At 68.6% G+C, this 13920-nt stretch carries 12 protein-coding genes; 7 read left to right on the top strand and 5 right to left on the bottom strand.

Annotation, left to right across the window (positions count from 1 at the left end; all coding sequences use genetic code 11):
• Window positions 1-173 precede the first annotated feature (173 nt).
• The 3 genes from test1122_RS23730 to test1122_RS23720 all read left to right on the top strand — a co-directional run bounded on the left by test1122_RS23730 (window position 174) and on the right by test1122_RS23720 (window position 3002).
• Window positions 174-1073, top strand: a complete 900-nt coding sequence (locus test1122_RS23730) for a universal stress protein (RefSeq protein WP_232271204.1) — start codon at window positions 174-176, stop codon at window positions 1071-1073.
• Between the two features lie 139 nt (window positions 1074-1212).
• On the top strand, window positions 1213-1779 hold the full coding sequence (locus test1122_RS23725) for a hypothetical protein (protein ID WP_232271203.1): 567 nt from the start codon (window positions 1213-1215) through the stop codon (window positions 1777-1779).
• Window positions 1780-1823: 44 nt separating this feature from the next.
• Window positions 1824-3002, top strand: a complete 1179-nt coding sequence (locus tag test1122_RS23720; RefSeq protein WP_232271202.1) for a GTP-binding protein — start codon at window positions 1824-1826, stop codon at window positions 3000-3002.
• Window positions 3003-3340: 338 nt separating this feature from the next.
• On the opposite strand, the gene test1122_RS23715 is transcribed toward test1122_RS23720, so the two are convergent.
• Both test1122_RS23715 and test1122_RS23710 read right to left on the bottom strand, forming a co-directional pair.
• Window positions 3341-4444 carry a terpene synthase family protein gene (locus test1122_RS23715; RefSeq protein WP_232271201.1) on the bottom strand — a complete coding sequence of 368 codons (1104 nt, stop codon included), beginning with the start codon at window positions 4442-4444 and terminating at the stop codon, window positions 3341-3343.
• Window positions 4441-5352 (bottom strand): SAM-dependent methyltransferase, encoded by a 912-nt coding sequence (locus test1122_RS23710; protein ID WP_232271200.1) that lies wholly within the window; start codon window positions 5350-5352, stop codon window positions 4441-4443. Before test1122_RS23710 ends, test1122_RS23715 begins: the two co-directional genes overlap by 4 nt.
• A 411-nt stretch (window positions 5353-5763) precedes the next feature.
• On the opposite strand from test1122_RS23710, the gene test1122_RS23705 reads away from it, so the two are divergent.
• Together test1122_RS23705 and test1122_RS23700 are read left to right on the top strand one after the other, a co-directional pair.
• Window positions 5764-6837: a hypothetical protein gene (locus tag test1122_RS23705; RefSeq protein WP_232271199.1), complete on the top strand. Its 1074-nt coding sequence runs from the start codon at window positions 5764-5766 to the stop codon at window positions 6835-6837.
• Between the two features lie 302 nt (window positions 6838-7139).
• Entirely contained in the window at window positions 7140-8063 is a 924-nt protein-coding gene (locus test1122_RS23700) for a PucR family transcriptional regulator (protein WP_232271198.1), read from the top strand.
• Here the strand turns inward: test1122_RS23700 and test1122_RS23695 are convergent.
• Together test1122_RS23695 and test1122_RS23690 are read right to left on the bottom strand one after the other, a co-directional pair.
• Window positions 8050-8835, bottom strand: coding sequence for a hypothetical protein (locus tag test1122_RS23695; RefSeq protein ID WP_232271197.1), 786 nt, complete (start codon window positions 8833-8835; stop codon window positions 8050-8052). The genes test1122_RS23700 and test1122_RS23695 overlap by 14 nt on opposite strands.
• 111 nt (window positions 8836-8946) lie before the next feature.
• Window positions 8947-10626, bottom strand: coding sequence for a sigma-70 family RNA polymerase sigma factor (locus test1122_RS23690; protein WP_232271196.1), 1680 nt, complete (start codon window positions 10624-10626; stop codon window positions 8947-8949).
• Window positions 10627-11186: 560 nt separating this feature from the next.
• On the opposite strand from test1122_RS23690, the gene test1122_RS23685 reads away from it, so the two are divergent.
• The gene (locus test1122_RS23685; RefSeq protein WP_232271195.1) at window positions 11187-11576 is read left to right on the top strand and encodes a VOC family protein; all 390 of its coding nucleotides are present in this window, start codon (window positions 11187-11189) and stop codon (window positions 11574-11576) included.
• 17 nt (window positions 11577-11593) lie between these two features.
• Here the strand turns inward: test1122_RS23685 and test1122_RS23680 are convergent, their stop codons facing one another.
• Complete coding sequence (locus tag test1122_RS23680; protein WP_232271194.1) at window positions 11594-11815, bottom strand: CarD family transcriptional regulator; 222 nt, start codon at window positions 11813-11815, stop codon at window positions 11594-11596.
• Between the two features lie 581 nt (window positions 11816-12396).
• On the opposite strand from test1122_RS23680, the gene test1122_RS23675 reads away from it, so the two are divergent.
• Complete coding sequence (locus tag test1122_RS23675) at window positions 12397-13881, top strand: DEAD/DEAH box helicase (RefSeq protein WP_232271193.1); 1485 nt, start codon at window positions 12397-12399, stop codon at window positions 13879-13881.
• Window positions 13882-13920 lie beyond the last annotated feature (39 nt).

The raw sequence follows: 13920 nt of genomic DNA, 5'->3' as shown, positions 1-13920 counted from the left end.
ATGGCCATGCTGGCTCAACTCGGTGTCTTGGATCTGAACATGACGGAATATGCGGTCAAAGGCCCGTGTCACTGACTCGCGCCGGTGCCCGAACGGCCGCACCCTGGAACCAGGAAGTTCCGAAGCGTTCCCAAGCCTTCCCATGCCTGGAGGCCCGAGAGGACTGATGCGCGATGGCCACCTTCCCGGTGATCGCTGCCGTGGATGGCTCCGACCACAGCCTGCGAGGGCTGGAGTGGGCGCTGGTCGCCGCCCGGCTGCGGGGCGCGGAGGTGCTGGTGGTCCACGTATGGCCCTGGCCGCCGAACATCCATGGTGCGCCGGAGCCCCTCCCCGAGCCGCCCCCGACCGGGCAGGACCCGGTGCTCGACTGGGTACGGGAGCAGCTCGAAGGCCGCGCCGGCCTTCCCGAAGTGCGCTATACGACCGTCAGCGGTGCGCCTGCGGCCACCTTGCCCGAGATGGGCGCCCAGGGGCAGCTGCTTGTTCTCGGTTCCCGTGGCCGAGGCGGGTTTGCCAGCCTGCTGCTGGGATCGAACGGCCGTGCCTGTGCGGCACACGCGGCCTGTCCCGTGGTGGTGGTACCGCACCGGGAACGGGGACATGGCGCCGTGGCCGAGCCGTACGGGCGTGTGGTGCTGGGGCTTGAGCCCGGGGAGACCATTGACGCTGTGGTGGACTTCGCCTTCCAGGAGGCGGGGCAGCGGGATTCCCTGCTTCAGGTGATCACGACATTCCCCGTGCCGTTCTCCACGCTGACGCTGCTGGGTTCCTATCCGGAGACCACCGACCCCGAGGGTCCGGAGATAGCCCGGGAGGTCGCACAGGCGCAGCGGGACCGGCTCCGGATCTTCATGGAGGATCGCTATCCCCAGGTCAGGGTGGAGTTCGTGGTGGCTCCGGGGGACGCCGCGGGGCGGCTGGTGGCCGCATCCGAGTCCAGCGACCTGATCGTGGTGGGCCGGCATCGCCACCGGCTGCCCCGCGCCAACCGGGCGGTGGGCTCGGTGACCAACGCGGCGCTGGTGCACGCGCGTTGTCCGATCGCCGTGGTTCCTGGCCCGGAACGCTGAACAGAGCGGTCCCTCCGATGGCGGAGCGCGGCATGCGGACCCCCACCGGCGCGTCTAGCGTTCAGATGGGACGGAGCGCGGTAACCCCCTTGCGCAGAGATCCAGTCTGCGGCTGCGCCCGGGAAGCTGGAGAGGGCACATGCGGCGTGCGCCCCTGATGTCCACGGCACTCCTGGGTGCCGCCTGTCTGATGGGTCTCCCGGCCACCTCCGCGTTCGCCGCGGATGCCGAGGTCGCGCCGAGGCATGTCAACCCGGGTGAGCCGATCACCATCTTTGTGAGCTGTGACCGCGTCAGCGGAGACATCCCGAGCGGTATTACGGCCAGCTCCCAGGCCTTCACCAAGGAGTCGGTCCAGCTGGCCCGGGTCATGGGCCAGGACGAGACCGACGAGGCCGCTGGTCCCGCTTACCGGGGCAAGGCCCAGCTCGCGCCCGCGGCCAGCTTCTCCGAGGACGGCCCCCATGCCGTCGAACGGTTCTCGGACTGGGGTGTCAACGGGGACTGCCCGGGCGGCGAGCTGTGGACCGCGTCATTCACCGTCGACCGGGGCGAACCGGCTGGCCCGCCGCGCACCGGGGTGGGCGGCTCCTTCGGTGGACCGAATACGGCCGCCATGGCCGGTGGTGCGGCGCTGCTGCTCGCGACCGCAGGCGGCGTCGTGTGCTGGAAGCGGCGTGCCGACGGGGGTGCGTGCAGCCAGTAGCCGGACGTTTGTGAAAATGATTTCCAATTGCTTAGCATGGCGGCATGCTCACCTCACCCGGCGACGGCCGACTGCCCGTGACCGTTCTCTCCGGCTTCCTCGGCGCCGGAAAGACCACGCTGCTCAACCACATCCTCAGCAACCGCCAGGGGATGCGGGTCGCCGTCATCGTCAATGACATGAGCGAGATCAATATCGATGCCTCGCTGATCCGGGACGGTGCGGCGCTCTCCCGTACGGAGGAGCGGCTGGTCGAGATGACCAACGGCTGTATCTGCTGCACCCTTCGCGACGACCTTCTCGAAGAGGTCGAACGGCTCGCCCGTGCCGGGCGCTTCGACTATCTGCTCATCGAGTCCAGCGGCATCTCCGAGCCCATGCCGGTCGCCGCGACCTTCGCCTTCGCGCGGGATGACGGCGCCACCCTCACCGAGATCGCCCAGCTGGACACCATGGTCACCGTGGTCGACGCGGCGGGCTTCCGGGCCGAGCTCGACCGTGGCGACGACCTCGTCGAGCGTGGCCTCGCCCCGGTCGAGGACGATGAGCGCACCGTCAGCGATCTCCTCATCGACCAGATTGAGTTCGCCGATGTCCTCCTGCTCAACAAGACCGATCTGGTAACCGAGGAAGAAGCCCAGCGCCTTGAGGCCACTCTGCTGCGGCTCAACCCCTCGGTCCGCATCCACCGCACCGTACGCGGCGAGATCGACCCCGCCGCGCTCCTGGGCACCGGCCTCTTCGACCTCGCCAAGGCCGAGCAGGCACCCGGCTGGGTCGCCGAGCTCAACGGCGACCACATCCCCGAGACCGAGGAGTACGGCATCTCCTCGGTCGTCTTCCGCGACCCACGCCCCTTCCACCCCACCAGGCTCTGGGAGCTGATCACGGGTCCGCTCAGCGACGGCGAACTGGGTGACGTCCTGCGCTCCAAGGGCTTCTTCACCCTCGCCACCCGCCCTGAGGTCACCGGACTGTGGTCGCAGGCCGGGGCCGTGGCCCGCTTTGAACCCTCCGGGGTGCACGGCGACGGCACGGCGGTGCAGGGGCAGGAGCTGGTCTTCATCGGCACCGGACTGCGCCATGACGCACTCCGTGCGGCCCTGGCCGACTGTCTGCTCACCGGCCCGGAACTCACCGTGGGGGCCGCGCGGTGGGCGAGCTGGGACGATCCGTTCCCGGCCTGGGACATCCACGACACCGCCGACCACCAGCACGGCTAGGCAGTCGCCGGGCGACCTTTCCCAGTCCCACCCTCCCCGGCTGTGCCGATATGCGGCTCCGCCGCGCGGCGGGGCTCCGCCCGGCCCCGGGGGGTGCCGCGGGGTGGGATTCCCCAATTCCCGCCCCTTCCCGGAACCGGGGCTTCGCCCCGGGGCCCCGGGGTTTGCCGGGTGCGGGACGGTGGCCGGGTGTTGTGCCCACCCACAGCCCCTCGCGGGGCTGCGAGTGCCCACAACGCGGGGTGGGGGCCTGGGGGCGGCAGCCCCCCAGTTTCGGGAAGGGGCCGGGTTGGGGAAAATCCACGCTCGTGCAGCTACCGCTGGGGTAGGGCTCCTGCTCAGGGGTCCAGCTGGTTCCACCACCAGGCTATGGAGGGGATGGGGACCGGGTCGGGGCTGGGGTCGGTGGGAGTGTCGCGGTAGGTGATGCTGTAGGTCGCGCCGGGTACCGGAAGTGGGTTGCGGTTGCGTGGACTGGCGTACCGGGGGGCCGTGTTCATCCACGCCAGACAGCCGGAGAGATAGTGCCCGAGGGATTCCAGGTACCGGTTCAGCTCGGGGTCGGCGTCCTGGGCGAGCTGCTCCCGCAGCCGTAGGAAGAGCGTCATCACCCGGTCCCGGATGGCCACCGCCTCCGGCAGGGCCTCCTTCGGGGAGCAGCCGTTCCGGTGCGCGAGGACATTGACGAGGTTCTGCTCCGGCAGGTCATGGTGGTCCTCCTTGGCATAGGAGAACAGGTCGTTGTCGCTGCTCACGATGAAACCGGCCGCGTCGGTCAGGGCCTGTACGGGGGCCGAGTACAACACCTCCGGCGACAGCTGGATGCCGTTGGAGATATCGCTGAAGGCGAGTGTGAACCGGGTCCCGTTCGTCGACACCGTCATGGTGGCGAAGTCGTTGAGGGCGGGCATGACGCCGCGCTCGGCGTTCGCGGTCTGCCATCCGGCGCCGAACAGCCAGTCCCGCGTCCCATCGGCGAACCGGCGCAGCTGGAAGGGGGTGAGCATGGCCCGGGTACGGGCCACCAGGTCGTCCAGCGCGGCGGTGAGGGGACCCGGCGGCAGCATGGCGGAGCCCGGGGCCTCCAGGGCGCGGATCAGCCGGACGCTGTGGTCGGCGATGCCCGCCGTGCTGGTGGCGTTGGCCCCCGAGTCATGCCAGTCGTCAACAGCGTTGGCCCAGTAGTTCCACTCAATGAAGAGCAGCAGTGGGTCCGGGTCGCCGTGCGGGATGATCCGGCAGCTGAACTCGGCACTGTGGGTGGCCAGGCCCCAGGCGCGTTCGGTCGCGTCGGGGTAGAGGCCGAAGGCGTCGATCCACTCAATGGCGCGCTTCTCAAGCGCCGCTGCCTGGGGGTGGATATCGATGTCGGTCTCGATCGGGCAGTAGAACGCGGGAAGTTGCCATCCGATGGCCGGTTCAGAGGTCTCGGTCTCGGTCATATTCGGTCGTCCCTGAGGCGGAAGATCAGGTGCCGGGTCTCCACCGCGTGGTCACGCCACACCCGGAACAGCTTGCCATGGGTGAGCGCCGACTCCGTCAGCCGCGCACGCTTGATCGGCGACGGCTTCCCGGTGCGCTCCGCCTTCTCCAGCTCCGCGGTGCTCCAGGCCATGGACTGCACCCAGAACTCGGCGACGCGGTCGGTGATGTTCTCGTCCTGCTCCAGTTCAAGACCGGCCGCGTAGGCGGCGTCGAGGTACTCGGTCAAGGTGCCCAGACGGGTCTTGTAGTAGCCGTCGATGAACTCGGTCCACTCCGGACGGCACAGGAAGTGCTCCTGGATGCCGAACCAGCCGCCGGGCTTGAGCGCCTTGGCCACCACGGAGAACAGCCGCTCGCGGTCCATGTACCCGGAGCTCTCGATGGCCACGGCGGCGTCGTACCGGCGCTCTTCCTTCAGATCGTGGATGTCCCCGAGGACCGGGGTCACCTTGTCGGCCACGCCGGCCTGCTGGGCGAGGTCGCGTATGACACGGATGTGGTCACCGGCGACCGTGATGCCGGTCACGGACGCGCCGAACTCCTGGGCCCAGTAGATGGCTCCGCCGCCCAGGCCGCAGCCGATGTCGAGCAGGGTGGCGGGTGGTTGCTCCGCCACCCGCCAGAGGCTGGCCGCGTGATGGAGCACGGCCTCCTGGGAGTCGATGATGCGCCGGCGTATGACGCGCTGGGAGACGGTGGTGTTCGGCGTCTCGCCAGCGCCGAACATGCCCATATGGAAGTGGACTCTGGGCCCCGGACCGTACTTGTAGAGGATGTCCGCGGTCTTCCTGGAGTAGTACAGCGGCACCTGGGTCTCGTCGAACGCCCGGCCCGCGGCGCTGTCGATGACGAGGTCGTTGTCCATGAAACCTCTCCGGTTGGGGAGCTGAGGGGGGTGATAAAGCGATCACAGCCCTGCCCAGTTTTGATCGCTTGCAACCGTGTTTTTGAGGTTCCGAGACCATCTTCATACGGGAGCCGCTCCGGTCCGGCACAGCACTGTAGGGAGCCCTCGGCAACTCGGGAATTCTTTGTCGTTTCAGGAGTAAAGCGACAGCGCCCGGCCGCAATTCGGCATCATCCTGCCCGTGCAATCGCCTCCAGCGGAAGGTCCCCCCAGATGCCTCTGGTCCGCGACTTGCTGTCGCCACGGCATTCCCTCCGTTCGCTCTCCGACGCCGATCTCATACACGAAGTGCGGGAGGGGCGAGTCGAGCTATTTCGTGATCTTTACCGTCGCCACTACGCGGCCGCGTACGCCTATGCCACGTCGTGCATGCCGTCCCCCGTGGAAGCCCATGAGCTGACGGACTACGCGTTCTCCCGGCTGCTGTACAAGCTGCTGTCCAGGGACTACTCCCTGGCACGATGGCACTCCGGGACGGTGCGGTGCCAACTTCTGGACAGCGTGCGGGACGGCGCGACCGGGCGGTCTTACCGGGCCAGTGGGGCCCTGTCCATGGCGTTCCGGGCCTGGACGGAGAGCGGATCACGCTGGTCCCTGGAGGACGACTTCCATCTGGCGCAGGCCTTTCAGCGGCTGCCGTCCGCCGCCCAGTGCCTGCTGTGGCACACAGTGGTGGAGCAGGACGATCCCGAATCGGTTTCCCGCATCACCGGACTGGACCGCCGACAGCTCCAGTTCCACGGTGAGCAGGCCCGCAGCATGCTCTTCCAGTCTCGTACAAGCCTGTATCTCGAACGGCTGGATCGGGAGGACTGCCGGGAAACGATCGCACAACTGGGCTTTCCCGCCACGGCTCCGCTGGCCGACACGTCCACCGGGCATCTGAGTGTCTGCACGGACTGCCGGTCTGTCTACGAGGATCTGGCCCACCTCGACTCCCGCTTGGCGGTCCAGCTGCCGCAACGGCTGCTGGGCTGGTGGCCGGGCTCGGAGTATCTGCGGGTCAAAGCGTCCGTATCGGTGCCGCTCACCGATCCGCCGTTTCTGGCACGGGAAATGGGACGGACAGCGGAACGAGCGGCGGGTCGGGCGGTGGGACGGGCAAGGCATCGGACACCGGCGGGAGGCGGGCCGCCGCCGCCCAGGTTCCCCGGGCCGTCTCGGCGGCCGAGGCCACGTAGCCGCAGCGGAAGCCGCAGCCGCGCGCATGGCACGCACCGGCCCTCGGTGAGGGTACTGAACCGGTCCGGCACAGCGCTCACCATCATCGGTCTGGTGGCCGGTATCGCCCTCGGTGGCGCGCTGCTGGCGTCGTGCGCGGATCACCGCCCACCGGTCAGGCAGCCCGAGTGCCCGTACACCCCCACCCCGCCGCCACTCCCCCACACGCCGCAGCATCCCGTCTCGCCACCGCCGGCCGGCGCGGAACCGTTGAATACGTGAATGCTTGAATACCGGGTAACAGACGACCGAATTCGAGAGTAATGCGATGAATTTTGGAGCTTAATGGTCTGCACCACAGTGCACCCACGGCAGTCAGTTGGTAAAGGTCGGGCAAAGTCGCGGGATGGACAAGCCGGTTGGACTGTCCTCCCTATGCAGTCGATCGCTCCCACCGAGCGACAGCCCGAAACCGTCATGCCGATGAGGTAGACATGTGTGCAACCCTGCAAAGCCCCCGACCCCGGCTTGCGCGCGATACCGCCAGCACCTTTCGCGGGCACCTTCCTTCCCTGATAGAGGCGTTGACCGAGGCGATCCGGGAGGAGGTCCCGAAGTCATCCGGCACGGTCCGTACGGGGGTGGAACGGGCCGTCCGCACGGTTCTCAGCCGGGTGACGACGTCCGACGCCGTGGGGCGCGACCGACGGACCCCACAGCAACGGCTCCTTGAGGCACTCACCGCCGAGGCGCCGGTTCCGCACAGCACCGTGACCGAACTGGCCCGGTCCGCTGGCTGGGCCCTGCCCAACACGGTGCGGGCCGTTGCGGTCCTGCCCCGCCCAGGGGCGCCGCTCCACGCCCTGGATGACTCCGCCGTCCTCGCCGACTCAGCAGGTCAGGGGACATATCTGCTGCTCCCCGACCCGGATGACCCGGGTGCGGGAACCCGGGAACTGCTCGGCAGGCTGCTGCGCGGCCGTACCGCGGCAGTCGGCCCCGCCGTTCCGCTGGCTGACGCTGGCTCCTCACTGCGCTGGGCACGCGGCCTGCTGGATCTGATTCCAGACCTCCACGACCCGGGCACTCGCCTGGTCTATGTGGACGAACACCTGTCGACACTGTTGCTGCTTCAGGACGCCTCTTTGGCCGGGCTGTTCGCCAAGCGCTGGCTGCAACCTCTCGCGGATCTCACCCCCAGGCAGAGCGAGCGCGTGGTCGAGACGCTGCTCGCCTGGCTCGAGTGCGGAGGCGCGCACGAGGCGGCGAAAATCCTCAAGGTGCACCCGCAGACCGTCAGGTACCGCATGCGGCAGATCGAGAAGCTCTACGGCTCGGCGCTACGGGATCCGCACAGCCGATTCGAGCTCCAGTTGGCGCTGCGCAGTGAGCGGCTGGCAGCGGAGGTCCGTCACGGCCGCTCCCGCGCGAAGCGGCGCATGATGCGCGGAGCGGCCGGTGGTTCCGCGGTGGAGATCGACCGCGAGGCACGCGTCAACGGGCTGTGATACGCCCGCCGTTCGCCTGCCGGAGAAAAGGGAGTGGGGCGGCCGGTGTCCGCGTCGTGGTACGCGCCTCGACGTAGCGAACGCCGTCCCACCACCCGAGCAGTATCACGGGCAGCTGAGCCCGCAGTTGGCCGTCGAGATCGGCCAGGTCCGGCTGTTCCTTCCGGCGGAGCCCGGCAGGCTCGTCCCACACGGCGGCGGCCCTGCGGTGGTGCAGCTTCAGATAGGTCTGCCGCAGACTCGTCCGCGCCCGGTCCGTCAACGCCCCGACGTCCTGGCGCCGTATGCCCAGCACCTGTGCCGTGAGTGCGGGCGGGTCGGCTTCCACAACACTGTGCCACAGCGCCGACCGCGAACCACCGGGCAGGCGGCCGTACGCCTCGGTGAGATGCGGGCTGACGGTCAGCGGCCAGGTGCCTCCGCTCTCCGCCCAGGCCCGGAAGCCGTCGGAGAACACCGGGGACTCCGGGGCACGACTCCACTCCCGCAGCGCCAGCGCACGGGCCGTGACCAGCAGATGTACCCGCCAGGAGATCGTCGGGTCGATTCGGGAGCGGGCTGTGTCCTCGTAGTTGTGGCTGAAGACGCGTTCGGTGTTGAGCAGCGCGGTCGGGGGGTGGCTGAAGCAGGTGTGGAGGTAGGCGGCCACGGCCGCCCAGTGGCGCAGGACGATGGCCTGGAAGGAGTTCCCCCGGCCGTGCGGTACCAGCTGAGTGATGTGTGCATCCGCGAAGTGCAGGTACCGCAGATGCGTCAGGACGCGTCGTGGCATGAGAAATCCTTGGGGGAGGAATGGGCACATGACAGAGCGACAGGGAAGAGAGGGCATCTGGTGAGGCCGTTCCGCGGCTTGCGGAGGCTTTACCAGTCGCGGAGGGCCCGTTCAGAAGTCGGCCCGATAGCGCAGGGCGGCCGAGCCGTAGTAGTTGTATGTGATCACGACGCGCTGATTCTCCGGGGGCGCTGCCCTTCCTTCGTCCTTCCACCAGCGATGCATGCCCAGCTGCATGCGGTCGCCCAGCGAGTCCTCCGGCCGGGTGTTCACAAAGTAACTGCCGTCATGCGCCTGGTAGGGGGCGAAGAGTTGTCCGGTGCCGTCCGTACGGCAGGGGCACTGCTTGGCGAAGATGTAGACGGCGCCGGTGTGGTCACGTTCGGGCCGCTGGCTGTAGTCGAGGCAGTGGCCGGACGCGGCGTTGCGAAGCCAGCCGAACCCCCGGTCGTCGGAGTCCTTGGCCGCGATGAACTCCCAGGTCTGCCTCCTGCTGCCGTCGCAGGGGTTCTGTACGACCGTCTTTTCGTAGGTATCGACGCAGGCGCCGTTGCCCGCGTTGACAAGGGTGGTGGACACCAGCACCGGCCCAGGCCCGGTGGGCGAGGGGCGACGCGAGGGCCGTGACGGCTTCGGCGGTCTGGCAGGCGGCGCGGTACTGGCCGGGCGGCTGCTGCCGACCGTGGGCGTGGGCGTAGGTGACGGGCTGGCGCTCGCCGTCACCGTGACCGTGGCACTCGCCGTAACGGTGGCCGGCGGCGGGGCGTTGGTGTGCGCCGCCGGCGGGCTGGAGCGCTGCTCCCCCTCACCACCGTCGAACGGCAGCATCGGTATGACAAAAGCCCCGGCCGCGACGGCGGCCAGCGCCGCACCCATGGCCAGGGGTGACGCCTTCGCCTTGGCCAGCAGGCCCGCGCCACCGCCGTCGGGGCCGACGCCCTGCGGTGCGTATACCGCGGCCGTGGCGCTCGCCACGCCCTCGGCCGCCCGCGCCGCGAGATAGGCCGAGCCGCCCCACAGCAGGATTTCCGCCGCGAGCGACGCCCGTATACGTTCGTTGAGGTCGGTGAGTTCCAGCAGTGCGCGGCGGCAGCGCGCGCAGTTGTCCAGATGCCGTTCGAAGTCCTTGTTGGGCCGACGGCCACAGCGGCGCACGGTGGCGGCGAGCAGAGCGCTGAAGCGGCGGCAGTCGTCGGCGTGGGAGGTGCGGTCGATATGTGCGTTGAGGTAGGCCTCGCGCAGTCCTTCGCGGGCGCGGGAGGCGAGTGAGGCGACGCCGCTGGCGCCGATGCCCAGCAGGGTGCCGACCTCAGCGGCTGGCTCCTCCTCGACGACGGTGTGCCACAGCACCGTCTGCCAGCGTTCGGGCAGGGAGCGGAAGGCGTGCAGCACCAGCCGGTTGTCTTCCCGGCGCAGCATCCGCTCCTCGCCGCTCTCGGCGTCCGGAGCCCGGGCCGGGTCGGTGGCCCACTGCTCAAAGTCGGTGGACAGCTCGGTGCGGCGGGATGTCCTGGCCCAGTCAGCGGCGGTACGGCGGACGGCGGTGAGGAGATACGGACGCCAGGCGGCCTCCGGTCCGCCTCCGGAGCGTACGGCCTGAATGGTGCGGGTGAACGCCTCGGACGTCAGGTCCTCGGCGGTGTGGGGGTCACGGCAGCAGGTGAGGGCATAGGCGAAGACGGCACCACGATGGCGGCGGTACAGCTCTGCCACCGCCGCTTCGCTCTCGCCCCCTCTCACGGATTCGGTGAGTTCGGCGTCGGACGAGGCGACTTCGCGGCCATCAGGCATGCGGATTCCGGGCCTTTCGTGTACCACCTGTGGGGGGCGTCATTCTGATCCACGATCAGAGGCCGGGGGAAGAGGTTCATGAAGAACTATTCAAACTCGCTACAGGTCCCTCAGCCTCACGCACACCCGAGTAAATCGGTGAGGATTAGCAGGAGTTGGCCTGCCGGGGAAGTTGCCATGCCCTGACACCTGCAAACCGCAGAGCGCACCAGCTCAAGGACCTACCACCCACCCGGCACACACGTTCGAGCATACCGCTCGACCCGAACAGCCGAGCACCGAAATGGTACCTCCGCCCGCCCGATCATCCGCCCAATACCGATACCCGCGGGCCGAGTTCGCCCGCCAGCGCAGCGAATGCGGAGCGACACCCAGGAGAACAGTTGGACATACCAAAGGCCTGTACCAACAAGGCCTGTACCAACGAGGAGATTTGCGGCTCCAGCGTGTTTTACTCTTACCGCCCATTTCCCATCGGCGGAGCTGTTTCACTGGCCGGTTGCTCAGCGTGCTTAGACCCGTCCGGCCTGCCTGATACGGCACGACCTCATGGAGCCACCATGCGCGTGATCGACTTCGACCATCTTGTCCTCAACGTCGCCGACATCGAACGTTCTCTGGACTTCTACTGCGGCCCGCTCGGTCTTGAGCCGGTCCGTGTCGACGCGTGGCGCGCGGGCAAGGCGCCCTTTCCTTCGGTGCGCGTGGGCCCGACGACCATCATCGATCTCGTGCAGCGCCCACAGGACTCCCCGGCAGGCTCCAATGTCGACCACATCTGTCTGGTCGTCGAGCCCCTCGACTGGCAGCGGGTCATCGACTCCGGCCTCTTCACGGTCCTGGACGGCCCCGGTGAACGCTTCGGCGCCCGGGGCACCGGTCAATCACTCTACGTAAGCGACCCGGACGGCAACACCATCGAGCTGCGCTGGTATCCGCAAGACGCCTGACGGCGCGGCGATCGGTCTCAGAGCTTGGACATCTTGGTGTATGGGCTCACGACACGTACCTGCCGGGAGCCGAAATCGACAAGGGCCGCGATCCCGTCCTCGACACCGACGACCCGGCCGAGTCCGTACTGGTCGTGCGTCACCCGGTCGCCCACGGCGAACAGCTTGGGCGGGGGGACGGATGGGGCGCTGAAGGGGCTCGTCGGCAGGTGACGCCGGGGCACGATTGGCTTAGTCATTGCTTCCAGTATGCCTCGCCGGACGGCCGGAGGGGCCCCCTGCGGGGAAGATCCCCCGGCCACCGGTACGCGGCGGCCCCGACTGTGCTACCGTTGTGGAAAGTTGCAGTTGTGGTTCCCATGAGAGTTGTGTGCGCCTGCTGGTTTCTGAACCACCAGGCGCGCTTTTGTTTTCCGGTGCTGTTCTCCGGACGGGGCAATCATCGCGGCGACGAGGGACCTGCGGACCGCAGGCCCCCGGAACTGCCCCGAGGGAGAGAGAAAATGGCTACTGGCCACAGCAAAGAAGGCTTCAGCTTCACTCAGCCGCGGTGATGTGCCGCCGCATGGCGGATGGCAACCGTACAGGCCTGGCCACGGCCGGACGCAGATCCGCAGCCCTGGCCCCTTTGGCCGCCACCTTTTTTCCGCAGTTTCCGCAGTTTCCGCAGACAGACAGCGTCGGCCTGTTCTAGGCCCGGGCGCACGATGTCCGCATGCAGATTTCGTTTTCACACGCTTCGGCTCGTTCATGTGGTTCTTAGACGGCCTCTTTGCCGCTGGGGTTTCCTCGACACGCGCCGCATCGAGGAAGGTTCCCTATGAACCGCACTAATCGTGCTAAAGACCGCTACACCCGTAACCGTACCGGCAATGGCGCAGCCGGCCGGCCCCATAGCAAACCCAGGCGCCAGGGCGGTAAGGCCGTCGCCGCGGTGACGGGCGAGTTCGCACTGCCGAAGAGCAGCACACCGTCCCTGCCCGCGGTCGCTTCCTTCGCGGAGCTGGATATGCCCGCGCCCCTGCTGACGGCGCTCACCCGCCAGGGTGTGTCCGAGCCGTTCCCCATCCAAGCGGCCACCCTGCCGAACTCGATCGCCGGCCGTGACGTCCTGGGGCGGGGGCGTACCGGTTCGGGCAAGACCCTCGCTTTCGGTCTGGCGATGCTGGCCCGTATGGCGGGACAGCGAGCCGAGCCGCGTCAGCCGCTGGGACTGGTACTGGTGCCCACCCGGGAACTCGCACAGCAGGTCACCGACGCCCTCACCCCGTATGCGCTGGCGCTGGGGCTGCGGCTGGCCACGGTGGTCGGCGGACTGTCCATCGGGCGCCAGGCCGGTGCGCTGCGCGGCGGAGCCGAGGTGGTCATCGCCACTCCGGGGCGGCTGAAGGATCTGATCGAGCGCGGTGACTGCCGCCTGGACCAGGTGCGGATCACCGTCCTCGACGAGGCCGACCAGATGGCCGACATGGGCTTTATGCCCCAGGTCACCGCCCTGCTCCAGCAGGTGCGTGCGGACGGTCAGCGGATGCTGTTCTCGGCCACACTGGACCGTAACGTCGACCAGTTGGTGCGCCGGTTCCTGAACGACCCCGTGGTCCACTCGGTAGACCCGTCGGCGGGCGCCGTGACCACGATGGAGCACCACATACTGCACGTCCACGGTCCCGACAAGCACGCGACGACCACCGAGATCGCGGCCCGCGACGGCCGGGTGATCATGTTCCTGGACACCAAGCACGCCGTCGACCGGCTGGCCCGGGACCTGCTGCGCAGCGGTGTACGAGCCGCCGCGCTGCACGGCGGGAAGTCCCAGCCGCAGCGCAACCGCACGCTGGAGCATTTCAAGAGCGGGGACGTCAGCGTCCTGGTCGCCACCAATGTCGCCGCCCGTGGCATCCACGTCGACAATCTCGATCTGGTCGTGAATGTGGACCCGCCGACCGACCACAAGGACTACCTGCACCGTGGCGGCCGTACCGCCCGGGCCGGTGAGTCCGGCAGCGTGGTCACCCTGGTCCTGCCGGACCAGCGGCGCGAGATGAACCGGCTCATGGCCACCGCCGGGATCACCCCGCACACCACCCAGGTCCGTTCCGGCAGCGCCGAACTCACCCGCATCACCGGCGCCCAGGCGCCCTCCGGCGTCCCGGTCATCATCGCCGCACCGGCCCCCGAGCGCCCCAAGCGCAGCGCGAACTCCTCTCGTGGCCGCCGCAGTCGGCCGGCCCAGGCCCGCCGCTCCTCATCAGCCCGCTCCGGCGCATCGGGACGTCCGGCGCCCCGCGCAGCACAGAGCTCCTGAGCTTCGCGGGCTCATCGCGGAGGCATCGCGGAGGCATCG

The organism is Streptomyces gobiensis (assembly GCF_021216675.1).
In the GTDB taxonomy this organism is placed as follows: Bacteria; Actinomycetota; Actinomycetes; order Streptomycetales; family Streptomycetaceae; genus Streptomyces; species Streptomyces gobiensis.
This window is presented reverse-complemented; position numbering and strand designations above follow the sequence as displayed.

Coding starts and splice junctions, on each gene's coding strand:
- test1122_RS23705 (WP_232271199.1), top strand. CDS start 5,764: ATGCCGTCCCCCGTGGAAGCCCATGAGCTGACGGACTACGCGTTCTCC.
- test1122_RS23695 (WP_232271197.1), bottom strand. CDS start 8,835: ATGCCACGACGCGTCCTGACGCATCTGCGGTACCTGCACTTCGCGGAT.
- test1122_RS23685 (WP_232271195.1), top strand. CDS start 11,187: ATGCGCGTGATCGACTTCGACCATCTTGTCCTCAACGTCGCCGACATC.
- test1122_RS23710 (WP_232271200.1), bottom strand. CDS start 5,352: ATGGACAACGACCTCGTCATCGACAGCGCCGCGGGCCGGGCGTTCGAC.
- test1122_RS23725 (WP_232271203.1), top strand. CDS start 1,213: ATGCGGCGTGCGCCCCTGATGTCCACGGCACTCCTGGGTGCCGCCTGT.
- test1122_RS23680 (WP_232271194.1), bottom strand. CDS start 11,815: ATGACTAAGCCAATCGTGCCCCGGCGTCACCTGCCGACGAGCCCCTTC.
- test1122_RS23675 (WP_232271193.1), top strand. CDS start 12,397: ATGAACCGCACTAATCGTGCTAAAGACCGCTACACCCGTAACCGTACC.
- test1122_RS23690 (WP_232271196.1), bottom strand. CDS start 10,626: ATGCCTGATGGCCGCGAAGTCGCCTCGTCCGACGCCGAACTCACCGAA.
- test1122_RS23730 (WP_232271204.1), top strand. CDS start 174: ATGGCCACCTTCCCGGTGATCGCTGCCGTGGATGGCTCCGACCACAGC.
- test1122_RS23715 (WP_232271201.1), bottom strand. CDS start 4,444: ATGACCGAGACCGAGACCTCTGAACCGGCCATCGGATGGCAACTTCCC.
- test1122_RS23720 (WP_232271202.1), top strand. CDS start 1,824: ATGCTCACCTCACCCGGCGACGGCCGACTGCCCGTGACCGTTCTCTCC.